Source organism: Mesonia mobilis DSM 19841 (assembly GCF_000423405.1).
GTDB lineage: Bacteria > Bacteroidota > Bacteroidia > Flavobacteriales > Flavobacteriaceae > Mesonia > Mesonia mobilis.
On the sequence record NZ_AUHX01000007.1, the window covers coordinates 33,993 to 59,851 of the forward strand.

A 25,859-nucleotide genomic window follows, 5' to 3' on the forward strand; every position below is an offset into this window, starting at 1 on the left:
TTAAAAAACACAGCACAATGAAAGTGAAAACTATTTTGATCTCCCAACCGGAACCAAAGGTTGAGAATAGTCCTTATTCAGAATTAGAAGAAAAACAAAAGGTTAAGATTGACTTTATTCCTTTTATTCATGTAGAAGGAGTGCCATCAAAAGAAGTAAGACAACAAAAAATTGATCTTTCTAACTTCACAGCTATTATTCTTACCAGTAGAAATGCTGTAGATCATTTTTTTAGAATAGCAGAAGAGATGCGTTTTAAAGTGCCAGATACTTTAAAATACTTTTGCCAAAGTGAAGCTGTTGCTTATTACCTACAGAAATACGTGGTTTACAGAAAGCGTAAAATTTATGTAGGAAAAAGAACATTCCCAGAGCTTATTCCGCTTATTAAAAAGTATAAGAATGAGAAATTCTTATTACCATCTGCAGATATGCTTAAACCGGCTGTACCAAAACAATTAGACAAACTTGGCATCAACTGGAAAAGAGGAATTTTTTACAGAACCGTAGTAAGTGATCTATCACACTTAGAAAAAGTTTTCTACGATGTCGTGGTATTTTTTAGCCCTAGCGGAATTAAATCTCTTTTTGAGAATTTCCCAGATTTTAAACAAAACAATACAAGAATTGCTGTTTTTGGTAATTCTACTATTAAAGCGGCCAAAGAGCACGGTTTAGAAGTAAACATTAAGGCTCCAACACCAGAAACTCCATCGATGACGATGGCATTAGAAAAATATATTAAAGAGCAGAATAAAAAATAAATTCTACTTCGATACAAAACAAAAAAAAGGGCATTTTAAAAATGCCCTTTTTTCATGAGTAAAACTTAAAACCACTAAACGATAGGACCTCCCTTTAAGATCTCATCATTAGCATAATCATCAAATTTTTCGAAATTATCTTTAAAGTAAGAAGCAAGTAGGTTTGCTTTTTTATCGTAAGCTTCTTGATCTTGCCAAGTATCTCTTGGGCAAAGAACTTCTGCAGGAACATTAGGGCATTCTTTTGGCATTTCTAACCCAAAAATAGGATGCTGTTCAAATTCAACATGATCCAGCTTACCTTCCAATGCCGCTGAAATCATGGCCCGGGTATATTTCAACTTCATTCTAGAACCCGTTCCGTAAGGTCCGCCGGTCCAACCGGTATTCACCAGCCAAACATTTACACCAGATGCTTTCATTTTTTCGCTAAGCATTTCAGCATATTTGGTTGGGTGCAATGGCATAAAAGGCGCACCAAAACAAGCCGAAAAACTTGGTACCGGCTCGGTAATGCCTTCTTCAGTTCCCGCAACTTTTGCCGTATAACCACTTATAAAATGATAAGCCGCTTGGCCGGGAGTTAATTTGCTAATAGGAGGCAAAACACCAAACGCATCTGCCGTTAAGAAGAATATATTCTTGGTGTTCTCTCCTACAGAGGGTGTTTGTATATTATTAATATGGTAAATTGGGTAACTAACTCTTGTGTTCTGGGTAATTGAAACGTCTTTAAAATCGACTTCACCTTCACTATTCATAATTACATTTTCTAGAATAGCGCCGGGTTTAATGGCATTGTAAATATCGGGCTCTCCTTCTTCAGAAAGATTGATCACCTTCGCATAGCAACCGCCTTCAAAATTAAAGACTTTATTATCTGGCGTCCAACCGTGCTCATCGTCTCCAATTAGTTTACGATCAGGATCTGCAGAAAGCGTGGTTTTACCGGTACCGGAAAGTCCAAAGAAAATAGCAGTATTGTTATCTTCACCGACATTTGCAGAACAATGCATGGGTAATACATTTTTATAAACCGGAAGAATAAAATTTAAGGCTGAAAAAATACCTTTCTTAATTTCTCCGGTATATCCTGTACCACCAATTAATGCGATTTTTTTGCTGAAATTTAAAATAGCAAAATTATGTTGACGCGTACCATCAACCGCCGGATCTGCTTTAAAACCGGGTGCATTTACAATCAACCAATCTTCTTTAAAATCTTCAAGCTCATCTTCCTCTGGACGTAAAAACATATTGTAGGCAAACATATTACTCCAAGGATATTCGTTAATCACACGAATATTTAAACGATAATCTTGATCTGCACACGCGTAGGCATCGCGTACAAATAATTCTTTTTCAGAAAGATAATCGGTCACCTTATTATAAAGTGCATCAAATTTATCTTCATCAAAAGGAATATTAATATTTCCCCACCAAACTTTATCTTTAGTAACTTCATCTTTTACAATAAAACGGTCTTGCGGAGATCTTCCGGTAAACTCACCGGTATTAATTGCTAATGTACCAGAATTAGTTTCGACACCCATATTTTTGTCGATCGTAATTTGATGCAATTCTTCTGAAGAAAGTTGATAATGAAAATCTGCTTTTCTAATTCCGTATTCCTCTAACGAAAACGTTTTCGTAATTAGCTGATTTGGAAGCATAAAATTATTTTTGTTGTGTTTGTTCAGCAAAAATAGAAATAAAAAGTTTAAGACCTAAGAAGTTTTTAAGTTTATTTCTTATTCATTTTCAGAACGTTAAGAATTAAAACTAACCAAGCTAAGATTAAAAAAACACCCCCTATTGGAGTTACAAACCCAAAACTTTTAATAGACACCCCTGTTATTGCAGAGGTCGTTAGCAAATAAATAGATCCTGAAAACAAAAGAACCCCTACCAAAAGCATCCAAAACACAATATTCTTAGTTTTGTCGGTAAAAAATGAAGTATTCGCAATAATTAGCGCTAAAAACGCGTGATAAAATTGATATCGTACTCCGGTTTCGTAACTTGTTAAACTTTCTTCAGTTAAAACTTCTTTTAAACCGTGAGCCCCAAATGCTCCTAAAATTACAGCTAACATTCCGAAAACACAACCAAGAATTAACAGCTTTCTTTGCATGATTTATTTTTTTAAATAAGATTTTATTAAGTAATTTGAAAGAACCACAAAATTAACCAAGTAATTTTAAACATGCGAAAAATATTGCTCATTGGTGCCGGAAAATCTACTTCGGCACTTATAAAATACCTAAAAGAAAAGTCTAACGAAGAAAAGCTACAGCTTATTATAGGTGATTTATCACTGGCAAATGCTGAAAAATTTGCAGGTCATCATCCCAACACCAAAGCAATTCAACTCGATATTTTCAAAGCTGATCAACGTCAAGAAGCGATCAAGAATGCAGATATCGTGATCTCGATGTTACCGGCACGTTTTCATATTGAAGTGGCTAAAGATTGTGTAAATTTCAATAAGAATTTAGTGACTGCTTCTTATGTGAGTGACGAGATGCAAGCTTTAGATGAAGAGGTGAAACAAAAAGGACTCACCTTTATGAACGAGATCGGCGTAGACCCCGGGATCGATCATATGAGCGCGATGCAGGTGATTGACCGTATTCGAGCAAAAGGTGGAAAAATGCTATTGTTTGAATCGTTTACCGGCGGACTCGTAGCTCCAGAAAGCGACACGAACCTTTGGAATTACAAATTCACTTGGAATCCTAGAAATGTAGTTGTCGCCGGGCAAGGTGGCGCAGCCGTTTTTATGCAAGAAGGCAAGTACAAATACATTCCGTATCATCGTTTATTTAGACGAACCGAATTTCTAGAAGTAGAAAACTACGGAAGATTTGAAGGTTTAGCCAATCGTGATTCTCTTAAATATAGAAGTGTTTATGGTTTAGATAGCATCAAAACCCTTTACCGTGGGACTTTACGACGCGTAGGTTTCAGCAAAGCCTGGAATATGTTCGTGCAACTCGGGATGACCGACGATACTTATACCTTACAAGGCTCTGAAGAAATGAGTTATCGCGATTTTGTAAACTCTTTTTTACCGTATTCACCTACCGATTCTGTTGAATTGAAAACGCGCTATAACCTTAAGATCGATCAAGATGATGTAATGTGGGAAAAATTATTGGAGCTAGATATCTTCAATCCTCATAAAAAGATCGGAATTAAAAATGCTACCCCGGCGCAAGCGCTTCAAAAAATATTAGAAGAAAAATGGACACTCGCTCCCAACGATAAAGATATGATCGTGATGTATCATAAATTCGGTTATGAAATAGACGGTAAAACTAACCAGATCGATTCGACAATGGTGCATCTTGGCGAAGATCAAACCTATACCGCCATGGCGAAAACCGTAGGATTACCGGTAGGTATAGCAACACTTAAAATTTTAAATAAAGAGATTACTACGACAGGAGTTTTACGACCAATTACCAAAGAAATTTACGATCCTATCTTAAAAGAACTCGCTGAAAACGGAATCGTTTTTAAAGAAAAAGAACGTGAATACTTGGGCTATAACGAAGATAATGTAGTTGGATAGTTTTTAATTACTCCTTGAAAAGTAATGTTTATAATTAAACTTATCGAGATTCTAGATCAAGCCCGGAATGACGAAGAAGCTATTAGTTTAATAATAAAATAAGAAAAGAAAAAAGCCTTTCAAGAATTCTTGAAAGGCTTTTTATATAGATCAAACTTATTTAATATGAAATCTTAATCTCTACTTCCTAAAAATATCCCGATGAAATAAAGCAAGGTCGCTAAAGAACCTACTGCGGCAACCACATAGGTTCTCGCTGCCCATTTTAGCGCGTCTTTAGAACCTTCGTATTCTTGCGGAGTCACAATATTTTCTGCTTTTAACCAAGCCAACGCACGATTACTCGCATCATATTCTACCGGCAAAGTGATAAAACTAAACAAGGTTCCCATCCCGAAAAGAATAATTCCTGCCAATAAAACCATTTGCCCAACGCCAAAAGAAACCGCAGCCATTAAAATGATTCCGCCCATGATCACAAACTGACTAAATCTAGAAGCCACGCTTACTACCGGAACCAATGCACTTCGCATTTTTAACCAACCGTAAGCTTTGGCGTGTTGCACCGCGTGACCACATTCGTGCGCAGCAACGGCAGCAGCAGCTGCGTTTCGCTGACTGTAAACTGCCTCACTTAAATTCACCGTCTTCTTTTGCGGATTGTAATGATCGGTTAATTGTCCCGGAGTCGAAATAACCTTTACATCGTAAATCCCGTTATCTTCCAGCATTTTTCGAGCGATTTCGGCACCACTCATCCCATTTTGTAAATGCGTTTTCGAGTATTTTCTAAATTTCGATTTTAGCGTATGGCTCACGTACCAACTCACCAACATAATGAGTCCGATAAGCAAATAATATCCCATCATAACTTTTTCTTTTTCAGTTTTTGGAGAATAAGAAATCAAAAATCTAGCCAATTTAAACAAGTGACGTTTTGTCTTCTTGGGCATATCCCTTCGGGTCGGGCTGTACGCTATATCTTTTTAAATTTCTGCGCTTGCAGAAATTTAAAAAGGATGCCGCTCCCATCCCTTATGCAGAAAAATTAGGGTTCATTTTCAAAGTTAGTTTAACTTAGCTCAGATAAAACCCTTCCGATTTATTTCGCTATCGTTACATAAGCCACCTTCCCTCGAAAGGGAAGGAAGTTTATAATGATTTAAATAAATTCGCAAGATGAGATTCCAGATCAAGTCCGGAATGACGGAAATACTTATTATTGAAGAGAGGAATTAAAAACCTTTATAAAAAAGTTCCCCTCCTTTTTAAGGAGGGGTGCCCGATAGGGCGGGGTGGTTTTGAAAGCTTAATAAAACTTCAGAAGAAGAAAGCACCCTTCCGACTTATTTCGCTATCGCTACATAAGCCACCTTCCCTCGAAAGGGAAGGAAGTTTATAATGATTTAAATAAATTCACAAGATGAGATTCCGGATCAAGTCCAGAATGACGGAAATACTTATTATTGTTGAGAAAAATCAAAAAACTATATTAAAAAGTTCCCTTCCTTTTAAAGGAGGGGTACCCAATAGGGTGGGGTGGTTTTGAAAGCTTAATAAAACTTCAGAAGAAGAAAGCACCCTTCCGACTTATTCCGCTATCGCTACATAAGCCACCTTCCCTTTTGAGGGAAGGAAGTTTATAGTGATTGAAATAAATTCGCAAAACGTGAAAAATAAACCATAACTGAATCACCGAAATATCCTGCAAGGTTTCTAAAACCTTGTAGGTATCCATTTCAAAAAAAAAACCTACAAGGTCAAAAATAGACCTTGCAGGAATGCTTAAAGGATAAAAAACAATACAAAATGTTCCACTCCTTTTAAACGAAAGCTACCTGATACAACAGGGGAGGTTTCGCGTTAGGGATTGAGGCTTTGTTGGAGCTCTTTGGAGATTCCTGCCTACGCAGGAATTGAGAAAAGCGACTGCCGAAAGCCCGACCCGTAGGGAAACGCCCTAAGAATGAACTTCTTCCCAACCGAAAGCTTCAGCTATGAGTTGATAAACGACTTTCCCTTTAATAATATTGAGTCCTTTAAAAAGCGCGGTGTTTTCTTTGCAAGCCATTTCCCAACCTTTTTCTGCCAAGCTAATTACGTAAGGCAAAGTCACGTTGGTTAACGCAACGGTAGAAGTATGCGGCACGGCGCCCGGCATATTTGCCACGCAGTAATGCACGACGTCTTCGATAATATAAATAGGATTTTCGTGCGTAGTGGCTTTGGTCGTTTCAATACAACCGCCTTGGTCGACCGCCACATCGACGATCACCGTACCCGAATCCATTTCTTTTAGCATATCGCGAGTAATGAGTTTAGGGGCTTTTGCTCCTGGAATTAAAACGCCACCAATAATTAAATCGTGGGTTTTAATGTGCTTGCGAATGTTGTATTCGTTAGAAAATTCAGTCACTACGTGGCTCGGCATAATGTCGTTTACGTAACGCAAACGATCCATATTGATATCGAGAATGGTGACGTGCGCGCCCAAACCGGCAGCCATTTTTGCAGCTTGAATACCAACAACTCCGGCACCTAAGACCAATACTTTACCCGGAGAAACTCCCGGCACTCCGCCTAGCAACAAACCTTTACCTTTTACAGGTTTTTCTAAATATTTAGCTCCTTGCTGAATCGACATTCTTCCGGCAACTTCAGACATTGGAGTTAATAAAGGTAATTTACCGTTGGCATCTTGCACGGTTTCGTAAGCAATACATACCGATTTACTATCGATCATGGCTTCGGTAAGTTCTTGATCGGCGGCAAAATGAAAATAGGTAAAGACGACCTGATCTTCTTTAATTAAATTGTATTCTTCAGGAATGGGCTCTTTTACTTTTACGATCATATCGCTTTCGGCATAAACCGCATCGATCGAAGGTAAAATTTGTGCTCCTACTTGCTGGTAATCGTCATCTGAAAATCCGCTGGCAATCCCAGCGGTGGTTTGTACGTAAACCGTGTGATTTCGTTTGGTAAGTTCTAAAACTCCGGCTGGAGTCATCCCTACTCTACTTTCGTTGTTTTTAATTTCTTTAGGAACACCTACAATCATAACTGTAAATTTTAGTTTCCTAAAAATAAAATTAAAATAAAAAATAAGGGTGTTAAACTTAAAAAAAAGTTTAAAACACCCTTATCAACCCCTGAAATTATAGGGTTATTTTACAATATTTATAATTTTACCCGGAACAATGATCACTTTTTTAGGGGTTGCTCCGTCTAATTGTTTTTTGGTGCGCTCGTCGTTCATAACGATTTCTTCTAATTCGTCTTTTGATAGATCTAGTGATAAATCTATCGTGAAACGCATTTTCCCGTTGAAAGAAACCGGATAGGTTTTAGAGCTTTCTTTTAAATGTTTTTCTTCAAATTTCGGGTAAGCGGCGAACGCAACGCTGCCTTCATTTCCTAACTTGCTCCATAATTCTTCAGCAATATGTGGCGCGTAAGGCGAAATTAAAACCGCCAAGGGTTCTAGAATCGCTTTTGAAGTACATTTTTGGGAAGTCAACTCATTTACACAGATCATAAACGTAGAAACAGAAGTATTAAAACTGAAGTTCTCAATATCTTCGGTAACTTTTTTGATGGTTTTATGTAACGTCTTTAAAGAATCTTTGCTTGGCTCAGCATCGGTCACCGCAAATTCTTCGTTGTTGTGGTAAAGCTTCCATAATTTTTTAAGGAAGTTGTGTACACCGGTGATTCCGGCAGTGTTCCAAGGTTTAGCTTGTTCTAACGGACCTAAGAACATTTCGTACATACGAAGTGTGTCGGCACCATAATCTACGCAAATATCATCGGGATTCACCACGTTGAATTTTGATTTCGACATTTTTTCGACTTCGCGACCTACGATATATTTTCCGTTTTCTTCGGTAATAAATTCAGCATCTTTAAATTCTGCTCGCCAGTTTTTAAAATCTTCAATATCTAATTCATTTGAAGTATTAACTAGAGAAACGTCCGCATGAATTGGGGTTATGTGTTGAAATTTCAAATAAACTCTACTTTCATTTACATTTAAAAATTTCAGAACTCCATTTTTCCAATCATCTGAAATTAAATTTTGAAATTTTTCATTTACAAAATTTTCAATATCAAAATCATTTTTAATCTCCGATGAAATAAAAACAACAGGTAATTTTTTCTCTAAATCTCTTTCAAAGTCATAAAACTCCTTATTATAATCATCTGGAGTCAATACAGAATCTATAGAATATTCAACTCTATAAACAAAAGCACTATCTCCCAAAATCATTCCTTGGTTGATGAGCTTTTTAAAAGGTTCTTCTACGGGAGCAAAACCACGATCTTTTAAGAATTTAGTCCAGAAACGCGCGTATAATAAATGCCCTGTGGCGTGCTCGCTACCGCCAATATATAAATCGACATTTTGCCAATAGTTTAAAGCTTCTGGTGAAGCGAAAACCTCATCGCGTTTTTCATCTTCCATATAACGGAAGAAATACCAAGAGCTTCCTGCCCAACCCGGCATTGTATTCAGTTCTAAAGGAAATACAGTTTTATCATCGATCAACTCGTTGCTTACGACTTGGTTCTTTTCTGCATCCCAAGCCCAAACATCGGCACGACCTAATGGCGGCTCACCTTCTTCAGTAGGAAGGTATTTTTCAACTTCCGGTAATTGAATTGGCAAATGAGCAGCGTCGATCATTTTCGGCATTCCGTTAACGTAATACACCGGGAAAGGTTCTCCCCAGTAACGTTGGCGACTAAATACCGCGTCGCGCAAACGGTAATTGGTTTTCCCTTTACCTTGACCGATTTGTTCTAATTCAAAAATCGCTCGTTTTAAAGCTTTTTTATACGGAAGATCGTTTAAGAAATCTGAATTTGCGATCACGGTTCCTTCTTTATCGGCGTGTGCAGCTTCGGTAATATCGACGTCTTTAAAAATATTTTTGATCGGAATATCGAAATGTTTCGCAAAATCGAAATCACGCTGATCTCCACAAGGCACGGCCATTACTGCTCCGGTTCCGTAGCTTGCTAACACATAATCACCAATCCAAATTGGTACCGGTTCTTTGGTAAACGGATGCTCGGCGTAAGCACCGGTAAATACTCCCGAAATGGTTTTTACATCGGCCATTCTTTCACGCTCGCTACGTTTGGCAGTCGCTTCAACATAAGCTTCCACCGCTTCTTTTTGCTCAGGCGTGGTAATTTTTGAAACCAATTCGTGCTCTGGAGCTAAGGTCATAAACGTTACTCCGAAAATAGTATCAGGTCGCGTGGTGAATACTTCAATTGTATCTTGATGATCGTTCACGTTAAAAGTTACCGACGCTCCTACCGATTTTCCGATCCAGTTGCGTTGGCTTTCTTTTAGACTATCGGTCCAATCGATATCATTTAAACCTTGAAGCAAACGTTCTGCATAGGCAGAAATTCGCATACTCCATTGTTTCATTTTTTTACGAACTACCGGATAACCGCCACGTTCTGAAACGCCATTCACGATCTCGTCGTTCGCTAACACCGTACCTAATTGTGGACACCAATTCACTTCTGTTTCCGCTAGGTAGGTTAATCTATATTTTAAAAGAATTTCTTCTTGTTCTTTCTCTGAAAATGCATTCCAGGCTTCCGCAGAAAATTCAGTAACATCCTCATCGCAAGCCGCTTTTACCTGAGCATTTCCTTCCGCAGCAAAAAGTTCAACTAAGGTTGAAATTGGTTTTGCTTTGCCTTCTGCTACATCGTACCAACTTTCAAAAAGCTGAATGAAGATCCACTGCGTCCATTGGTAATAATCAGGATTGCTGGTTCTTACTTCTCGGCTCCAATCGAACGAAAAACCTATTTTATCTAATTGCTCACGGTAACGTGCAATATTAGTTTTGGTCGTAATCGCCGGATGTTGCCCGGTTTGTATCGCGTACTGCTCTGCAGGCAAACCAAACGAATCGTAACCTTGCGGATGCAACACATTAAAGCCTTGATGTCTTTTAAAACGCGCGTAAATGTCGCTCGCAATATACCCTAACGGATGCCCCACGTGCAAACCTGCTCCCGATGGATACGGAAACATATCCAGCACATAAAATTTCTCTTTATCACTGTGATTGGTAGCTTTAAAAGTTTGGTGTTCTGCCCAATGTTTTTGCCATTTGGCTTCGATCTCGTTAAAGTTGTAGCTCATTTTTAAATATTTTCGCGGTTACGAATGCTGAATTTTTTGAAGGGCAAAAGTACCATTAATGTACGAAAATGAAAAGTTTAGACGTTTTAAAGACGAGCGTTTAATTTACTTTTTTATTTTTACAAAAAACATGTGCGGTATATATGAGTTCTTCTTTTGAAAGATATCAGAAAAGACGATTGATCTCGTCTTACTTTTCAGTCGTGATCAGTATTTCTTTAGTCCTATTTTTATTAGGCATTTTAGGAATTTTAGTATTGAACACGAAAAAAGTTGCCGATCACTTTAAAGAACAAATTGCGCTTACCGTATTTTTAAAAGATACCGCGAAAGAAGTAGAGATCGATCAGCTTGAGAAAAGTTTAGCCTTGGCAGATTACACCAAAAGTACCCGCTTTATTTCTAAAGAAGATGCTGCCAAACAGCACAGTGAAGAGATTGGTGAAAATTTTATGGATTTTCTAGGCTATAATCCGCTTCAAAATTCGATCGATGTTTTTTTTAATGCCGATTATGTATCTGAAACGCAAATCGCAGAAATTTCTCGTGATCTTTCTCAAAAAGATTTTGTCGACGACGTGGTTTACGACAAACCCTTAATTGCTTTACTTAACGATAATGTAAAACGCATTAGCTTTTGGATTTTAGTGGTTAGCGGTATTTTCTTATTTATTGCCGTGTTGCTGATCAATAGTTCTATTCGACTTTCGGTATATTCTAAACGTTTCACTATAAAAACTATGCAAATGGTAGGTGCTACCAAAGGTTTTATTCGCCGACCATTTATTTGGAAAAGTGTTCGCTTAGGGGTGATTGGAGCCATTTTAGCATTAGGCGGAATGGCGGCTGTACTTTATTATGTAAACCAAAGCTTCCCGGAGCTTAATTTACTAGCCGACAGAAATTTATTGATTGCCCTTTTTGCAGCAGTTTTCTTGATCGGAATTATCATTAGCTGGATAAGTACTTTCTTTGCCACACAACGTTTCTTAAATCTACAAACCGACGAGCTTTATTATTAAAGTATTATCTTTATAAAAAAGAGTCTTATGGAAACTTTTGAAATCAAAAAAGAATTGCATTCAATCATAGATTCTGGCAACGATAAGTTTGTTAAGAACTTCTATAGAATTGCAAAAAGCTATTTACAGCAATTAGAACAAGATCAAATGATTCTTGAAGGCGAAAAAGATATTAAAGCCGGCAAAGTACATAGCCAAGATGAAGTTCAGAAAATGATTGAGAGTTGGATGAAGTAACAAAACCTGTCGTTTGGACTACTCGAGCCACGAAAGATTTAGAAAAAACGGCTCAATCTTATATTGATTTTTACGGAAAAGAAAAAGCGCTTCAACTACTAACTGAAATTAGAAAGAGTACTGAAATTCTTGAAAAACCTAACGGAAAATTTTCTAAAATTGGTGCTATCGATGAAAGTTTTGCACATCTAAAAAGAAAATACCGAAAATTAATTTCTCATAATTGTAAAATAACTTACCGTATCGGTGAGCAATATATTTACATAATTCGAGTTTTTGATACTAGACAAAACCCAACTAAAAATAAATAATTACTTTTGCGATCACTATGGGAGAACAAAAACGTAAACAAGAACAAAAGCCGGAACCTTACTTTATTTTCGAAAAGAAAAATTACCAAGTGATGTTAATCGGGATAGCCGTAATCGCGCTTGGATTTTTATTGATGACCGGCGGTGGTAGTGATGATCCCGAAGTTTTTAATCCGGAGATTTACAGTTGGCGAAGAATTAGACTTGCTCCCATGCTAGTTTTACTCGGTTTTGGGATTGAAGTTTACGCGATCCTGCTAAATCCGAAGAAAAAATAATGGATGTTCTAGACGCTCTAATTCTTGGGATTATTCAAGGATTAACCGAATTTCTTCCGGTCTCTTCTAGCGGACATTTAGAATTAGGAAAAGCCATTTTAGGAGACAACAGTATTCCTGAAGAATCCCTGATGTTTACCGTAGTGATGCATTTTGCAACTGCTTTAAGTACCATCGTCATTTTTAGAAAAGACATTTGGGAAATTTTACGCGGCTTACTTCAATTTAAATGGAACGAACAAACACAATTCTCTTTAAAGATCATTATTTCCATGATTCCTGCTGCGATCGTGGGCGTTTTATTTGAAGAGCAACTTGAACAATTATTTGGAGGCAGCGTTTTACTCGTTGGTTTTATGCTCATTATTACGGCGCTTTTACTTTGGCTCGCCGATAAAGCTAAAAACACCGGAAAACCGGTAAGCTATTCCAATGCGTTTGTAATCGGTGTTGCGCAAGCCATTGCTTTATTACCGGGTATTTCTAGAAGTGGCTCTACGATTTCAACCTCGGTTTTATTGGGGAATGACAAAACTAAAGCGGCTCGTTTTTCATTTTTAATGGTCGTTCCGTTAATTTTAGGAAAAATTGCTAAAGATCTTCTTGACGGCGAACTTACCCATACTGGCAATAGCACCGGACTTATTGTTGGTTTTATCGCTGCATTTGTCTCAGGCCTTTTTGCGTGTACTTGGATGATTTCTTTAGTAAGAAAAAGCAAGCTAAGCTATTTTGCTATTTATTGCTTGATCGTTGGCGTGATTGCGATCGTAGTGAGTTATTCTTAATTCTTGCGCAGGCAGGAATCTTTTAAATTCTGAATAACACTTCCCGTCATGAGCGGAGTCGAAGTGTTGATTCAGAATCATATCTCATAATTAACGCTTTTCTATACCGCATGAGATTCCGGATCAAGTCTGGAATGACGAACAGATAATATTGATTAGATGCTGAAATAAGTTTAGCATAGCAAGAAGCATATTTTTCTTTCAAGAATTTTTAAAATATTAATTTCAACCTATACATTTTATAAAACTCCGGTTTCTACTGCGGTCCAAATTAGAATTCCGAGAGCAATATCGACAAGAAAAATTCCCCATAACAATTTGTGTTTATTTTGAAATAACTCTTTCATCTGAACTATTTTAAGAATTACCTAAAGTTACAAAAATGAATTTGTTTTGTAAATAGCGTTGAAAAGTTCATCTTTGGGGCGAAAATGAAAATTCTATGAACTCGTTTACTGCTGAAGATTTTAAAAACGGACAAATTTTATTATTCGACAAACCCCTAGAATGGACTTCCTTTCAAGTGGTAAATAAAGTGCGTTGGTTGATAAGAAAAAACTGTGGGATCAAGAAAATAAAAGTCGGTCACGCCGGCACGTTAGATCCGTTAGCAACGGGATTATTGATTATTTGCACGGGTAAATTCACTAAGAAAATTCAGGAGTTACAGGGGCAAGAAAAAGAATACACAGGCACATTTACACTTGGCGCCACAACGCCTTCTTACGATTTAGAAACAGAGATTGACAACACCTTCCCGACCGAGCATCTTTCTGCAGAAAAACTTCAGCAAGCTACAGAACAATTTAAAGGAGATATTGAACAATTTCCGCCGGTATTTTCAGCTTTAAAGAAAGACGGGAAACGCCTTTACGAATATGCTCGAAAAGGTGAAGAAGTAAAAATCAACTCAAGAACCGTCAACATTTCTTCTTTTGAATTGACCAATATTGATTTACCTAACGTAGATTTTAAAGTCTCTTGCAGCAAAGGAACTTACATTAGAAGTTTGGCACACGATTTTGGTAAAGCAGTAGAAAGCGGTGCACATTTATCGGCGTTACGTCGTACCAAAATTGGCGATTTTAACGTTGAAAATGCTTTTACGATCGATACTTTTATTGAAACTTTGCCGGAACGTAAGCAAAAAGACTAAAATAGTTTCAGCAAATCGTCGATAATATTTTGACCTCGATTTTTATTATACCAAAGTTGTAATTGCTCTTTAAATTCAGGATCTAATTTACCATGTTTGGCTTTGTAATCTTCAACCATTTGTGTTGCGATAGTTGGTCTTGGGCCCCAATCTGCAATCACTTCTTTTTGATTAACATCATACATGATTAACTTCGGGATCGATTTACCGCCGTTGGTTAAAAACTGATTCATCAGATCTTCATGCTGATCGCGCAAAACCACACGCATTTCGATATTTGGGTTTAAGTCTGCTAATTGATGAATAACTGGCAAACTATGCGCCGCATCGCCACACCAACCTTCAGAAATTACCAACCAGATCATTTTACCGTCATAAGCTTTTATTTTGGCTTCCGCTTCGGTAGATATTTTTAAGGTTTTTTCCCAGCGCTTCATTCGGCGTAAATTCAACTTCGAATATTCGGTAAGATTCTCGTCTTGCTGTGGTGCGGTAGATTTTTCTTCAGCTAATAGATCTTCCATTAATTTTACGTATTCAGCATACGTGTAAGAAGCTTTTAGGCTTTCTTCGATGAGTTGAAAAGTTTCAGAAGTTTTCATGCGTTTAGTTTTCTACAAAGCTAACACAGACCTATTAATTTTTAGGTTACTTTTGTTACTAAATCTCAGAAAAAAATGCAGAAAAAAAGATGCGGCTGGTGTGAAGGTGATGCGCTTTATGAGGCTTACCACGACAAAGAATGGGGCGTTCCTGTTTATGATGACAAAACCATTTTTGAATTTCTAATTTTAGAGACATTTCAGGCCGGTTTAAGCTGGATCACGATCTTACGCAAACGAGAGAATTTTCGAGAAGCTTTTGACGATTTTGATTATCGAAAAATTGCTGAATATTCTGAAGATAAAATTCAGGAGCTTTTACAAAACGAAGGCATTATTAGAAATAAACTAAAAGTAAGAGCAACAGTTACCAACGCGCAACTTTTTATGAACTTACAGAAAGAGTTTGGTAGTTTTAGCGATTACATTTGGAGTTTTGTAGACGGAAAACCAATCCAAAACGAAATTGAAAATTTTAAAGAAGCTCCGGCAACCACAGAAATTAGTGACCGTTTGAGTAAAGATCTAAAAAAACGCGGATTCAAATTTGTGGGTTCAACCGTAGTTTACGCTCATATGCAAGCCACCGGAATGGTAAACGACCACGAAGTTTCTTGTTTTAGATATGAAGAAGTAAAAAAGCTCTAACTCTTCAAATAGGTGAGAAATTCTTCTCGATGAATTTCGTAAGCGCCTAAACTTTCTAAATGCGGCGTATAAACTTGGCAATCGATTAACTTTATACCTTCATTTTTTAATTTTTTGACTAAAGAAATAAAACCATACTTAGAGGCATTGCTTACTTTGGTAAACATACTTTCACCGCAGAAAATCTGCTTTTCTTTCAGGAATATTCCGTATAAACCGCCGACCAATTCATTATCTTCCCAAACCTCTACAGAGGTTGCAAAACCTTGCTTGTGAAGTTGAATGTAAGCCGAAATCATTTCATCGGTGATCCAGGTACCGTTTTGCCCTTCTCGTTTTACCGCGGCACAATTTTGAATCACCGCTTCAAAATCTTGATTATAAGTCACCTTAAAAGCTTCTTTTTTAAAAAGCTGTCGCATACTTTTAGACACTTTTAAATGCTTCGGAAATAAAACCATTCGAGGATCCGGACTCCACCACAAAATTGGCTGATCTTTTTCGTACCAAGGAAAAATACCAGATCGATAAGCTAATAATAATCGTTCTGGAGACAAATCGCCACCCACAGCTAAAAGTCCGTCAACGTCTGAATTTTCTACGGGCGGGAAAATAATTTCTTTACCTAAAACGTGCATCTAATTGATAAATAATGATTTGATAACAATATAAATATGAAATTGATTGTTTATTGTCAATATTTTAACGATATTTGAAGCAACCTTTTGAGATAAATTTTGTTCATCATTGCTTTTTTTGAATTTGTTTTTGAAGGGTTAACTTAAAACCACTATATGAAAATCCGACCTTAGGGTCGGATTTTCGCTTGTTATTCAGTAAAGCAATTTAGGTTTTAGAACGGTAAATCGTCGTGATCTTCTTCGTTAAAATCTTGTGCCGGCTCAAAATGATCTGCCGGTGGTGGCGTATTTCCTCCTTGTGGTGCAGCCGGTTGTAAATTTTCAATTCTCCAACCTTGGATAGAGTTAAAATATTTGGTCTCTCCCTGTGGGTTCGTCCATTCTCTTCCGCGTAAGTTAATGCCTATTTTTACAGGTTGCCCAACATTAAAGTTATTCAACAAATCGCATTTATCTTGAATAAATTCAACTAAAATATGTTGCGGGTATTGTTCTTCTGTCGTAACTACCACTTCTCTTTTTCTAAAACCATTGCTTCCGTAGGTTTTAGTCTCGTCGATCATTTTAATTCTTCCTTGTACTTCCATAATAATATTTAATTCTTACTTTTTGCCAATAATATTTTCCAAGCGTTAAGCACTTCTTCCTTTTTTAAATATTCTTGCGCAATCGCGTGAATTTTTTCTAAAGAGCTTTCGCTAACATATTCTTTTAATTTATTCTCGCTAAGAAATTCTTCTACTTCTTTTTCTTCGGGAGCTGCTTCTAAGGTTCCTAATTTTCCTAGATCGTTTCCGGTTAAAATACTACTTTTTCTAATGCTTTCGGGTAAAGCATCAACACCCATTCCCATCGATGAAATTGGTTTTGGGATCTCAAAAATACCTTTATTTGCTCTCGAATAAAGATTACCACCCATTCTCGAAACTTGATCGAGTTTAAATTGATCGATCTTATTATTTTCATCTAAAACCTCATCTGCAATATGCATTTTTAGCACTTCACAACAAACTAAATGTCCCGCTCCGCCTTCTTCACCTAAGGTTACGATTTGCGTTACTTTGCATTCAAATTGAACCGGCGATTCTTTTACTCGAAATGGTTTTACCATCTCAGCATCTTGCATCGTGAGTCCGGCTTTTTCAAATTCATTTACACCTTCTGCATACGCCGTACTTGCTAACGACATTTGCTGTACAATGTCGTAATTTACCACATTTATTACTACTTCTTTGTTTTGCTCAACATTTTGTAGCGTGTGTTTGCTCGACTTATCGCTAATTTTTAATACCGGCGAAAACACCAGTATTGGCGGGTTAGCACTCATCATATTGAAAAAACTAAAGGGTGCCAAATTTGGCTTTCCTTCAGCATTCACTGTACTTGCAAAAGCGATTGGTCTGGGACCAACAGTACTCACCATTAAACCATAAAGTTTCTGGGTAGCAATATCTTTAGGATCGATCGTTAACATGAACTCGAAATTTTGACAAAGGTAACATTTACAAAGAGGAATTTAAAACTGTGTGAAAACAATAATTCAACAGAAAAACCATTATATTTAAAATTCTTAGTGATCTATAATTTATGATATTTTCTGACGAGCATCGCTTTACTCGATGGTTTATTACGGTTTCTTCCATCGCCATTGTGAGTATTTTTTTGTGGAATGTTTCTATATTTTTTAATCGCCTCAAAAAAGAAGAGCGCGAGAAAATGGAAATTTGGGTAAAAGCTTATTCTGAAGTTTTAAATAGCGATCTTAACGAAGATATCCCGATCGAGCTGGAAGTGATCTCGAAAAACACCACTACTCCGATGATCATTTACCATAAAAAGGAAGATTTTTATGAGACTCGTAATATTGCTCGCAAAAATGCCGATGATGATGAAAAGATCAAAGCTTTAGCCGCCTCGTTCGCTTCGGACTACCAACCTATTGAAATTGTTTATGAAAATGAAGTTTTCGGAACGCTTTACTACGGGAATTCTAGCTTGATCAATAAGCTAAAATATTTCCCAATTGGGATTGTTTTTATAGTGATTCTTTACCTCGCGATGTTGTATTATTTTTATTCAACCTCAAAATCGCACGACCAGAGTTTACTTTGGGCAGGAATGGCGAAAGAAACTGCTCACCAAATCGGGACGCCGCTTTCATCACTTGTGGGTTGGACAGAAATTCTGAAACAAGAAAACGTCGATCCTACTTATGTAGAAGAAATGGAAAAAGACATTGTTCGTCTGCAAACCATTACCGATCGTTTTTCTAAAATTGGCTCGCTCCCTAACCTTGAACCGACCGATATTGTTGAAGAAACCAAAGATTCTTACGAATATTTAAAAGCCAGAAGTTCTAAGCTGATCAATTTTTCGTTGAAACTTCCTGATGAAAAAATTCAAGTAAACCTCAACAAACAACTATTTAGCTGGACGATCGAAAATATTGTAAAAAATGCCATCGATGCATTAAAAGGAAAAGGAAATCTCGATGTTGAAATTACACAAGACGCCAAATGGGTTCATATTTTGATTTCCGATACCGGAAAAGGAATCCCGAAAACAAAATTCAAGAAAATTTTTAAACCAGGATATACTTCTAAAAAACGTGGTTGGGGTCTTGGGCTCTCGTTAGCTAAACGAATTATTGAAGAATATCACGACGGTAAAATTAGAGTTTTAAAAAGTGAAGTAGGCAAAGGCACTACCTTCGAAGTAAAACTTAAAAAGTTGGTCTAACTATAAATTTTAAAACTGATGGATGATTATATTAAAATACTTACCGATAGCTCGATCATCGTGAATAGAGTCGCTTTTGAATTACAGGAAAATGACATTAAAACCAAAATTATAGATAATGTTGAATTTGGAAGGCTAGCAGGGTTTGGAGTTCAGAATAATGATGTCGAACTGTACGTTTTAAAATCTGAAGCTTTAAAAGCAAAAAATATTATTGAACGTTTAGAGAACTAATGGTTTTCAAAATTGTAATTATTTAATCATCATCAGTTCTCTTTAATTTTTCGAGCTTATTGGTGTCACCCTTAAAAATTAGCTGAAATTTTTTCAGCAAGTTCTTTAAACTCTGCTTCACTTAATTTCACTTTAGAACCAAAAGTAGCTTCTTTCATTTCGTTTAACGGAATTAGATGAACATGCACGTGCGGCACTTCTAAACCAATTACAGACATCCCAACACGCTTACATTCGACAGATTTTCTAATTGCTAGAGCTACCTTTCTAGAGAATTTCATAAGCTCTATATAGGTTTCTTCATCTAGATCAAAAATCTTATTCACTTCTTTCTTTGGAATACATAACGTATGTCCTTTTGCATTCGGGTTAATATCTAAAAAAGCAAAAAAATCTTCTGTTTCTGCGACTTTATAACTTGGGATCTCTCCGTTGATAATCTTCGTGAAAATGGTTGCCATATTTTTTTATTTTTTTGAAATCGTTGTTATCTAAATTTACGCTTTTACATCTAAAGCATCTCTTAAGGCGTTACCAATTAACATAAACGCCATTACTAAACTCATAATCGCCAATCCCGGAATGATTGCCAAATAAGGTTTACCTAAAATAATGTAACTGTAGTGATCTTTGATCATTGAACCCCAACTTGGCATAGGTGGTTGTGCGCCGATCCCTAAAAAACTCAAGCCGCTTTCTACCAAGATCGCTGCCGCAAAATTAGCTGCAGAAATCACGATTAATGGCGCTAATACATTCGGAATAATATGTTTTAAAATAATTCTGGTATGGCCAAAACCTAGAGCACGTGCTGCGGTGACGTATTGCATTTTTTTTACGCCCATTACTTGTCCGCGTACAACTCTGGCAACTTCTACCCACATCGTTAAACCGACCGCAATAAAAACTTGCCAAAAGCCTTTACCTAAAGCTAAGGTAATCGCAATGACCAATAGTAAAGTTGGGATCGACCACGTTACATTAATTAACCACATAATTGCGGCATCGATCTTTCCGCCAAAATAACCGGCAATAGCGCCTAAACTCATCCCGATCACTAAAGAAATAAATACGGCTACAAAACCAATAGAAAGTGAAATACGAATACCGACCAACATTCTACTTAATAGGTCTCTTCCGTATTTGTCGGTGCCTAGTAAAAATGTTTGTTGTTGAATATATTGTTCTTCAATTTCTTCTGCGGAAGAAGCTTCCGGGAAAGTTTCAGCTAAATTATAAGTCTTTTCTAATCCTTCAATTTCACCTTCAGCATAGGTTTTCACTTTTAATTCTTCCTCGGTAAATTCAAAAGAATTGATAGGGATTTCTGTTCCTGAAAATTGCTTTCCGAAGAAAGCTTGCGCTAACCACGATTTTTCTTCAGCTTGAAGATTGGATGGAATGCTAAGCATCGTTACCTCAAAACCCGGAGATTTTGAATGAATAGGCAGATGCATCTGGTTGGCATTTTCAGAATGATCTGGAGCAATTAGGTATGCACCTAACGCCAATAGAAAACAAACGACAATAAACCAGAAACTGAAAACGCCCCAGAAGTTTTTTTTAAACCTCTGGAGCGCTAATTGACTTAATGAGTTTGATGAGCTCTTCAACCGTAAATTAGTTTTTAATATTCGCTAATTTAGATTTTCTTTCGACCCCTTCACTTAAATCTTCTAATACGTTTACGGCTTCTTCTACATAAACATCTTTGCTTAAGTTTTCGTGCCAACGTGTTCTTTTTTCTTGTAGCGTTGTGTCTTGTTTGAACATCTCTTGCTCGTAAGGCAACGACACAAAACTTAGATCTGTTTTATAATCGGTTATCGAATCGAAGCGTTTTGCCAGCTCTTCGTTTTCTTTAATTTGCTGCGCGTAAGTTGTATAGTTTAACGGGTAAACATCTTCGTTTCTTTGCTCGCTGATCCATTTTGCACTTTCATCGATCAATTGAAGTTGTTTACTTTCTGCCATACGTTTTTTACTCTTGGCTAAGGTTTTATCAAAATCGATGTAACCGTCCCATTCTTCATAATCTGCAGGTTCGATCTGATCCCAAGGTAATGGGTTTTCCATATCCTTTTCACCTATATCGATATAACTATATCTGTCTGGAACAACCACATCACTTTTTACTCCTTCTAATTGGGTAGAACCTCCGTTTACTCGGTAAAACTTTTGCGTGGTTACTTTTAAGGCTCCCATATCTCCAAGATCACTATTCTTCATCCAACGGTTAAGGTCGATCACGTTTTGAACCGTTCCTTTACCGTAAGTTTGCTTACTACCAATAATAATAGCACGTTTGTAATCTTGCATCGCTGCCGCTAAAATTTCTGAAGCTGAAGCAGAAAGTTCGTTCACCAAAATCACTAACGGACCGTCCCATAGAATATCATCATCATTGTCGGTTAGAACTTCACGTTCTCCAGTTCCTGATTTTACCTGAACCACTGGACCTTCTTCGATAAATAAACCGGCAATATCGATCACTGTGGCTAGAGAACCACCACCGTTATTTCTAAGATCGATCACTAAACCGTCCATTTTTTCTTTTTTCAATTCGATAATTTCCTTTTTAATATCTGAAGCTGCTGTTCTGTTTTTAGCATCTTCCATATCGAAATAAAAACGAGGTAAATTAATTAAACCGTAGTTACGATCGTTTTTATTGACCATCGCACTTTTTGCATAGGTTTCTTCAATCTCTACAATGTCTCTTTCTAACGTAATATCTTCAACGGTACCATCAACCTTTTTTACGGTTAAGGTCACTTTTGTTCCTTTTGGGCCTTTAATTAGATCGACTGCATCGTCAATTGGCATTCCGATAATATTTACCGGTTCTTTCTCGTCTTCTTGTTTTACTTTCTGAATTAGATCTCCTACTTCTAATTCTTCGCTTCTCCAAGCCGGGCCACCAGAAATAATTTCAACAACTTTAATGTTATCCATTTTTTTCTGAAGTCTCGCCCCGATACCTTCTAAACTTCCCGACATCTGAATATCGAAACGTTCTTTATCTCTAGGCGCAAAATAGAATGTATGCGGATCAAATTCTTCTACAATAGAATTTACATAAATGCTAAACCAATCTTTACGCTCTAAATCTTCATTAAGATCGTAAAATTCGTCTAACGAACTTTTAGTGGTTTCTCTTGCTTCTTTTTCTAATTCTGCATCAGATTTCGGTTTGTAAGTTTCATCTTCTTCCGCTTTTGCTTCTTCTTCAGATTTTAAATCATAAAAAGTACTAAGCGTTGTAAACTTCAACTGCTTTCTCCATCTTTCTTTTAATTCAGCTTTAGAAGATGCGTAATCAATTTTATCGTAATCGGTATCTATTTCTTCCTCATCATTAAAATTGAAAGGTTTCGCTAAAATTTCAGGATAATAATCTTTGGTTTCTTCTAAACGCTGCTGAAGTTTATTATAAGTTAAATTGAAAAAATCGATTTTATGAGCATTAATTTGATCGTCTATCTGATCTTCATACTGCTCAAATTCTTCAATATCTTCTTTTAGAAAATAGCGTTTTCTAGCATCAATTCCCGTTAAATAACTCTTATAAACATTTCCTGAAAACTCATCGTTAATGTTTTTAGGATCGTAATGCCCTTTACTTAATACGTAAGAGATTAATTCTATTAAAACCTCATCTTTATCTGAGTTGGCATCAAACTCTTTTGTGGTAAAACTACAAGAGGCAACCGCCAGTAATAGTCCTAACAAAAAAACTTTATAATTCCTTTTCATAAATCTATTTAAGTTCATTAGCAATTCTATATAATCTTCTTTAAAAACTGTGCCAAGCCTGTATTTATTGCAACATTTTTCTTAAACGTTTTGGCAAGACCTAAAATTAATACTTTTTTTAAACCTAGCCTTATAAAAGATTCATAATACAATTTACGTTGTATTATTATTGAAGTTGAATGGCATTGGTTGAGAATTGTTTATTTTAGCGTTGAAAAATACAAGCTATGAGTAAAAAGAAACCCCTAATTTTAGTAACTAATGATGATGGAATTACCGCTCCCGGCATTCGCCATTTAATTAGTATTATGAAAGAATTGGGCGATGTGGTAGTTGTTGCTCCCGATAGCCCACAAAGCGGAATGGGTCACGCCATCACCATCAACGACAATTTATATTGCGACCCGGTGAAGTTGAAAGAAACCGAAGATCACGAAGAATATTCTTGCTCGGGAACGCCGGCAGATTGTGTAAAAATCGCAACACAAGAGATTCTAAAAAGAAAGCCAGATCTTTGTGTGAGCGGTATTAACCACGGCTCGAACTCGTCGATCAACGTGATTTACTCTGGAACGATGAGTGCTGCGGTTGAAGCAGGAACAGAAGGAATACCCGCTATTGGTTTCTCGCTATTAGACTATTCACTTACGGCTGATTTTGAGCCGACTACAAAATTTGTAAAAGCGATCACTAAACGTGTGTTAGAAGAAGGAATGCCTACAGGAATGGTGTTGAATGTAAACTTCCCGAAACTCACCGAAAAACAAATTAAAGGGATTAAAATTTGCCGACAAGCAAAAGCACATTGGGTAGAAGAGTTTGATAAACGCACCAATCCGCAAGGCCGCGATTATTATTGGCTTACGGGTAAATTTGTAAATGAAGACGAAGGCGAAGATACCGACGAATGGGCTTTAGAAAACGGTTATGTTTCGGTCGTTCCTGTTCAATTCGATTTGACGGCTCATCATTATATTAAAGAATTAAACACTTGGAGTTTAAATGATTAAAAAAGAAATTCTTATTGGTTTATTAGTAGGTCTTTTTGCGAACGCAGCAGGAATCTACCTTTACATCACGCTTTTTTCTCCCGACGGATTAGAAGAAACGATTTTAAAAGCTAAACAAGAAGATTTTTTAGGAAGCATTATCGCACTTGGTGCGATTGCTAATTTTCTTCCTTTTTTCGTGTTTTTAAAGAAAAATCAACCTTATCGTTCTCGAGGGGTTTTAATCGCCACCTTAATTGCAGCGATCGTAATTGCTATTCTAAAATTTAATTAAGATGAAATATTACCTCATCGCCGGTGAAGCTTCTGGAGATTTACATGCTTCAAATTTAATGAAGGCTTTAAAACAAGAAGACCCAAAAGCGCAGTTTAGATTTTGGGGCGGCGACCTTATGCAACAACAAGGCGGTGAATTGGTAAAACATTATCGTGACCTGGCATTTATGGGGTTTGTTGAAGTTTTATTCAACTTAAAAACCATCCTAAAAAATATTAAGATCTGTAAAAAAGATATTGAAGCTTACCAGCCCGATGTGCTTATTTTTATCGATTATCCCGGATTTAATTTTAGAATTGCCGAGTGGGCAAAGCAACAGGGTTATAAAACACATTACTATATTTCTCCGCAAATCTGGGCGTGGAAAGAAAATCGCATTAAAGCTATTAAAAGAGATATTGATGAAATGTATGTGATTCTTCCGTTTGAAAAAGATTTTTACGAGAAAAAACATCAATTTCCGGTTCATTTTGTAGGTCACCCGTTGCTGGATGCCATCGACAACCGAAACGATATTTCTTTAGAAGAATTCACAAAAACTCACCAACTATCTTCAAAACCGATTATCGCTCTACTTCCCGGAAGCAGAAAGCAAGAAATCTCGAAAATGCTAAGCACCATGCTGCAAGTGACCAAAGATTTTGAAGATTATCAATTTGTGATTGCCGGAGCACCAAGCCAAGATCAAGAGTTTTACGAGCCATTTTTAAAGAAAAGCAACGTTTTTTTAATAATGAATAAAACTTACGACTTGCTCAGTGTTTCTTCTGCAGCCTTGGTCACCTCGGGAACAGCAACTTTAGAAACCGCATTATTTAACGTTCCTGAAGTAGTTTGTTATAAAGGCAGTAGAATTTCTTACGAGATCGCCAAACGCGTGATCAAACTCGATTATATCTCTTTGGTGAATTTGATTATGGATAAAGAAGTCGTTAAAGAATTGATTCAGCACGAGTTTAATGTGAAAAATCTTAAAGCTGAACTTTCTAAAATTTTAAATCCTGAGCATCGAGCACAATTATTTAGCGATTACAAAGTTTTAAAAGAGAAACTTGGCGGAAGCGGCGCCAGCAAAAATACCGCTCAACTTATTTATAAAAACTTACAAGCCGATGAATAAACTACTTTTAGCTCTCGTACTCACTTTCACTTTAGTTTCCTGCGGAAGTAAAAAAAGAATTGCTAGCAGTTCTCGCGCTAACACACCGGTAATAGAAAGTAGCTCTTATCGTGAAAAACCAGCTCCTGTAGCTTCTCGTATTGCCGATTATGCGTTAGATTTTCAAGGTACTCGCTACAAATATGGCGGCACAACAAGAAAAGGAATGGATTGCAGCGGACTTGTATATGTTTCTTTTCTCAGTGAAAACATTCAGCTTCCCAGAGTTTCACGTTATATGGCTAACGAGGGTAAAATGCTTCACGTAAATCAAATTAATGTGGGCGATTTATTATTTTTTCAGACCAATAAAAATAAAGACGTGATCAATCATGTTGGTCTAGTCGTAGAAATTGTTCCCGGAAGTGTGAATTTTATCCACTCGACCACCTCGCGTGGCGTTATCGTTTCTTCGCTCAACGAACGCTACTGGAATGATGCTTTTGTCGTCGCTAAACGGGTGTTGTAAATTATAAATAAAT

General features: G+C 36.9%; 27 protein-coding genes. 15 read left to right on the forward strand and 12 right to left on the reverse strand.

What is annotated here, in order from left to right:
- Positions 1-17: 17 nt before the first annotated feature.
- Positions 18-764, forward strand: coding sequence for a uroporphyrinogen-III synthase (locus G551_RS0107275; protein ID WP_027884942.1), 747 nt, complete (start codon positions 18-20; stop codon positions 762-764).
- A gap of 74 nt (positions 765-838) precedes the next feature.
- On the opposite strand, the gene pckA is transcribed toward G551_RS0107275, so the two are convergent.
- Positions 839-2,437, reverse strand: coding sequence for a phosphoenolpyruvate carboxykinase (ATP) (pckA, locus tag G551_RS0107280; RefSeq protein ID WP_027884943.1), 1,599 nt, complete (start codon positions 2,435-2,437; stop codon positions 839-841).
- 71 nt (positions 2,438-2,508) lie between these two features.
- Entirely contained in the window at positions 2,509-2,898 is a 390-nt protein-coding gene (locus G551_RS0107285; RefSeq protein ID WP_027884944.1) for a DUF423 domain-containing protein, read from the reverse strand.
- A gap of 72 nt (positions 2,899-2,970) precedes the next feature.
- Between G551_RS0107285 and G551_RS0107290 the strand changes: the two genes are divergently transcribed.
- Positions 2,971-4,341, forward strand: a complete 1,371-nt coding sequence (locus G551_RS0107290) for a saccharopine dehydrogenase family protein (protein WP_027884945.1) — start codon at positions 2,971-2,973, stop codon at positions 4,339-4,341.
- Between the two features lie 173 nt (positions 4,342-4,514).
- On the opposite strand, the gene G551_RS0107295 is transcribed toward G551_RS0107290, so the two are convergent.
- From G551_RS0107295 to G551_RS0107305, 3 genes are all read right to left on the reverse strand, one after another.
- Positions 4,515-5,210 carry a zinc metallopeptidase gene (locus tag G551_RS0107295; RefSeq protein WP_027884946.1) on the reverse strand — a complete coding sequence of 232 codons (696 nt, stop codon included), beginning with the start codon at positions 5,208-5,210 and terminating at the stop codon, positions 4,515-4,517.
- A 1,091-nt stretch (positions 5,211-6,301) separates the two neighbouring features.
- On the reverse strand, positions 6,302-7,402 hold the full coding sequence (gene ald / locus G551_RS0107300) for an alanine dehydrogenase (protein ID WP_027884947.1): 1,101 nt from the start codon (positions 7,400-7,402) through the stop codon (positions 6,302-6,304).
- A gap of 105 nt (positions 7,403-7,507) precedes the next feature.
- Entirely contained in the window at positions 7,508-10,519 is a 3,012-nt protein-coding gene (locus G551_RS0107305; protein WP_027884948.1) for a leucine--tRNA ligase, read from the reverse strand.
- A 143-nt stretch (positions 10,520-10,662) separates the two neighbouring features.
- Between G551_RS0107305 and G551_RS0107310 the strand changes: the two genes are divergently transcribed.
- The 6 genes from G551_RS0107310 (at position 10,663) to truB (ending at position 14,311) form a co-directional block, all read left to right on the forward strand.
- Entirely contained in the window at positions 10,663-11,541 is an 879-nt protein-coding gene (locus G551_RS0107310) for a cell division protein FtsX (protein ID WP_027884949.1), read from the forward strand.
- A 27-nt stretch (positions 11,542-11,568) separates the two neighbouring features.
- Positions 11,569-11,778, forward strand: coding sequence for a hypothetical protein (locus G551_RS0107315; protein WP_027884950.1), 210 nt, complete (start codon positions 11,569-11,571; stop codon positions 11,776-11,778).
- Positions 11,766-12,089 carry a type II toxin-antitoxin system RelE/ParE family toxin gene (locus G551_RS0107320; protein WP_027884951.1) on the forward strand — a complete coding sequence of 108 codons (324 nt, stop codon included), beginning with the start codon at positions 11,766-11,768 and terminating at the stop codon, positions 12,087-12,089. Before G551_RS0107315 ends, G551_RS0107320 begins: the two co-directional genes overlap by 13 nt.
- A 17-nt stretch (positions 12,090-12,106) precedes the next feature.
- Positions 12,107-12,367 (forward strand): DUF3098 domain-containing protein, encoded by a 261-nt coding sequence (locus G551_RS0107325; RefSeq protein ID WP_027884952.1) that lies wholly within the window; start codon positions 12,107-12,109, stop codon positions 12,365-12,367.
- Complete coding sequence (locus G551_RS0107330; RefSeq protein ID WP_027884953.1) at positions 12,367-13,155, forward strand: undecaprenyl-diphosphate phosphatase; 789 nt, start codon at positions 12,367-12,369, stop codon at positions 13,153-13,155. The genes G551_RS0107325 and G551_RS0107330 overlap by 1 nt, the downstream gene beginning before the upstream one ends.
- A 442-nt stretch (positions 13,156-13,597) precedes the next feature.
- Complete coding sequence (gene truB / locus G551_RS0107340) at positions 13,598-14,311, forward strand: tRNA pseudouridine(55) synthase TruB (protein WP_027884954.1); 714 nt, start codon at positions 13,598-13,600, stop codon at positions 14,309-14,311.
- Here truB and G551_RS0107345 read toward each other — a convergent pair.
- Positions 14,308-14,913, reverse strand: coding sequence for a thioredoxin family protein (locus tag G551_RS0107345; RefSeq protein ID WP_027884955.1), 606 nt, complete (start codon positions 14,911-14,913; stop codon positions 14,308-14,310). The genes truB and G551_RS0107345 overlap by 4 nt on opposite strands.
- 75 nt (positions 14,914-14,988) lie before the next feature.
- On the opposite strand from G551_RS0107345, the gene G551_RS0107350 reads away from it, so the two are divergent.
- Positions 14,989-15,561 (forward strand): DNA-3-methyladenine glycosylase I, encoded by a 573-nt coding sequence (locus G551_RS0107350; protein ID WP_027884956.1) that lies wholly within the window; start codon positions 14,989-14,991, stop codon positions 15,559-15,561.
- On the opposite strand, the gene aat is transcribed toward G551_RS0107350, so the two are convergent.
- From aat to G551_RS0107365, 3 genes are all read right to left on the reverse strand, one after another.
- Entirely contained in the window at positions 15,558-16,199 is a 642-nt protein-coding gene (gene aat, locus G551_RS0107355) for a leucyl/phenylalanyl-tRNA--protein transferase (RefSeq protein WP_027884957.1), read from the reverse strand. The genes G551_RS0107350 and aat overlap by 4 nt on opposite strands.
- A 215-nt stretch (positions 16,200-16,414) precedes the next feature.
- Positions 16,415-16,789 (reverse strand): DUF3127 domain-containing protein, encoded by a 375-nt coding sequence (locus G551_RS0107360; RefSeq protein ID WP_027884958.1) that lies wholly within the window; start codon positions 16,787-16,789, stop codon positions 16,415-16,417.
- 8 nt (positions 16,790-16,797) lie between these two features.
- Complete coding sequence (locus G551_RS0107365; RefSeq protein ID WP_027884959.1) at positions 16,798-17,676, reverse strand: flavin reductase family protein; 879 nt, start codon at positions 17,674-17,676, stop codon at positions 16,798-16,800.
- A gap of 113 nt (positions 17,677-17,789) precedes the next feature.
- On the opposite strand from G551_RS0107365, the gene G551_RS0107370 reads away from it, so the two are divergent.
- A complete protein-coding gene (locus G551_RS0107370; protein ID WP_027884960.1) occupies positions 17,790-18,941 on the forward strand; it encodes a sensor histidine kinase in 1,152 nt (383 codons plus the stop codon).
- An 18-nt stretch (positions 18,942-18,959) separates the two neighbouring features.
- A complete protein-coding gene (locus tag G551_RS0107375; RefSeq protein WP_027884961.1) occupies positions 18,960-19,175 on the forward strand; it encodes a hypothetical protein in 216 nt (71 codons plus the stop codon).
- A 71-nt stretch (positions 19,176-19,246) separates the two neighbouring features.
- Here the strand turns inward: G551_RS0107375 and G551_RS0107380 are convergent, their stop codons facing one another.
- From G551_RS0107380 to G551_RS0107390, 3 genes are read right to left on the reverse strand one after another with little or no spacing between them, the layout of a single operon-like run.
- Positions 19,247-19,636, reverse strand: coding sequence for an HIT family protein (locus tag G551_RS0107380; protein WP_027884962.1), 390 nt, complete (start codon positions 19,634-19,636; stop codon positions 19,247-19,249).
- A gap of 36 nt (positions 19,637-19,672) precedes the next feature.
- Positions 19,673-20,788 carry an ABC transporter permease gene (locus tag G551_RS0107385; RefSeq protein ID WP_027884963.1) on the reverse strand — a complete coding sequence of 372 codons (1,116 nt, stop codon included), beginning with the start codon at positions 20,786-20,788 and terminating at the stop codon, positions 19,673-19,675.
- A gap of 7 nt (positions 20,789-20,795) precedes the next feature.
- On the reverse strand, positions 20,796-22,931 hold the full coding sequence (locus G551_RS0107390; protein WP_084626390.1) for a carboxy terminal-processing peptidase: 2,136 nt from the start codon (positions 22,929-22,931) through the stop codon (positions 20,796-20,798).
- A 227-nt stretch (positions 22,932-23,158) separates the two neighbouring features.
- Between G551_RS0107390 and surE the strand changes: the two genes are divergently transcribed.
- From surE to G551_RS0107410, 4 genes are read left to right on the forward strand one after another with little or no spacing between them, the layout of a single operon-like run.
- Positions 23,159-23,941 carry a 5'/3'-nucleotidase SurE gene (surE, locus tag G551_RS0107395; RefSeq protein ID WP_027884965.1) on the forward strand — a complete coding sequence of 261 codons (783 nt, stop codon included), beginning with the start codon at positions 23,159-23,161 and terminating at the stop codon, positions 23,939-23,941.
- Positions 23,934-24,215 carry a hypothetical protein gene (locus G551_RS0107400; RefSeq protein WP_027884966.1) on the forward strand — a complete coding sequence of 94 codons (282 nt, stop codon included), beginning with the start codon at positions 23,934-23,936 and terminating at the stop codon, positions 24,213-24,215. Before surE ends, G551_RS0107400 begins: the two co-directional genes overlap by 8 nt.
- Before the next feature lies 1 nt (position 24,216).
- Positions 24,217-25,338, forward strand: coding sequence for a lipid-A-disaccharide synthase (gene lpxB, locus G551_RS0107405; RefSeq protein ID WP_027884967.1), 1,122 nt, complete (start codon positions 24,217-24,219; stop codon positions 25,336-25,338).
- Complete coding sequence (locus G551_RS0107410) at positions 25,331-25,846, forward strand: C40 family peptidase (protein ID WP_027884968.1); 516 nt, start codon at positions 25,331-25,333, stop codon at positions 25,844-25,846. Before lpxB ends, G551_RS0107410 begins: the two co-directional genes overlap by 8 nt.
- Positions 25,847-25,859: the final 13 nt, after the last annotated feature.

Coding starts and splice junctions, on each gene's coding strand:
- G551_RS0107275 (WP_027884942.1), top strand. CDS start 18: ATGAAAGTGAAAACTATTTTGATCTCCCAACCGGAACCAAAGGTTGAG.
- G551_RS0107285 (WP_027884944.1), bottom strand. CDS start 2,898: ATGCAAAGAAAGCTGTTAATTCTTGGTTGTGTTTTCGGAATGTTAGCT.
- pckA (WP_027884943.1), bottom strand. CDS start 2,437: ATGCTTCCAAATCAGCTAATTACGAAAACGTTTTCGTTAGAGGAATAC.
- G551_RS0107400 (WP_027884966.1), top strand. CDS start 23,934: ATGATTAAAAAAGAAATTCTTATTGGTTTATTAGTAGGTCTTTTTGCG.
- G551_RS0107290 (WP_027884945.1), top strand. CDS start 2,971: ATGCGAAAAATATTGCTCATTGGTGCCGGAAAATCTACTTCGGCACTT.
- G551_RS0107295 (WP_027884946.1), bottom strand. CDS start 5,210: ATGATGGGATATTATTTGCTTATCGGACTCATTATGTTGGTGAGTTGG.
- G551_RS0107330 (WP_027884953.1), top strand. CDS start 12,367: ATGGATGTTCTAGACGCTCTAATTCTTGGGATTATTCAAGGATTAACC.
- G551_RS0107315 (WP_027884950.1), top strand. CDS start 11,569: ATGGAAACTTTTGAAATCAAAAAAGAATTGCATTCAATCATAGATTCT.
- G551_RS0107350 (WP_027884956.1), top strand. CDS start 14,989: ATGCAGAAAAAAAGATGCGGCTGGTGTGAAGGTGATGCGCTTTATGAG.
- ald (WP_027884947.1), bottom strand. CDS start 7,402: ATGATTGTAGGTGTTCCTAAAGAAATTAAAAACAACGAAAGTAGAGTA.
- G551_RS0107310 (WP_027884949.1), top strand. CDS start 10,663: ATGAGTTCTTCTTTTGAAAGATATCAGAAAAGACGATTGATCTCGTCT.
- aat (WP_027884957.1), bottom strand. CDS start 16,199: ATGCACGTTTTAGGTAAAGAAATTATTTTCCCGCCCGTAGAAAATTCA.
- lpxB (WP_027884967.1), top strand. CDS start 24,217: ATGAAATATTACCTCATCGCCGGTGAAGCTTCTGGAGATTTACATGCT.
- G551_RS0107380 (WP_027884962.1), bottom strand. CDS start 19,636: ATGGCAACCATTTTCACGAAGATTATCAACGGAGAGATCCCAAGTTAT.
- G551_RS0107410 (WP_027884968.1), top strand. CDS start 25,331: ATGAATAAACTACTTTTAGCTCTCGTACTCACTTTCACTTTAGTTTCC.
- G551_RS0107390 (WP_084626390.1), bottom strand. CDS start 22,931: ATGAAAAGGAATTATAAAGTTTTTTTGTTAGGACTATTACTGGCGGTT.
- G551_RS0107345 (WP_027884955.1), bottom strand. CDS start 14,913: ATGAAAACTTCTGAAACTTTTCAACTCATCGAAGAAAGCCTAAAAGCT.
- truB (WP_027884954.1), top strand. CDS start 13,598: ATGAACTCGTTTACTGCTGAAGATTTTAAAAACGGACAAATTTTATTA.
- surE (WP_027884965.1), top strand. CDS start 23,159: ATGAGTAAAAAGAAACCCCTAATTTTAGTAACTAATGATGATGGAATT.
- G551_RS0107375 (WP_027884961.1), top strand. CDS start 18,960: ATGGATGATTATATTAAAATACTTACCGATAGCTCGATCATCGTGAAT.
- G551_RS0107305 (WP_027884948.1), bottom strand. CDS start 10,519: ATGAGCTACAACTTTAACGAGATCGAAGCCAAATGGCAAAAACATTGG.
- G551_RS0107365 (WP_027884959.1), bottom strand. CDS start 17,676: ATGTTAACGATCGATCCTAAAGATATTGCTACCCAGAAACTTTATGGT.
- G551_RS0107370 (WP_027884960.1), top strand. CDS start 17,790: ATGATATTTTCTGACGAGCATCGCTTTACTCGATGGTTTATTACGGTT.
- G551_RS0107325 (WP_027884952.1), top strand. CDS start 12,107: ATGGGAGAACAAAAACGTAAACAAGAACAAAAGCCGGAACCTTACTTT.
- G551_RS0107360 (WP_027884958.1), bottom strand. CDS start 16,789: ATGGAAGTACAAGGAAGAATTAAAATGATCGACGAGACTAAAACCTAC.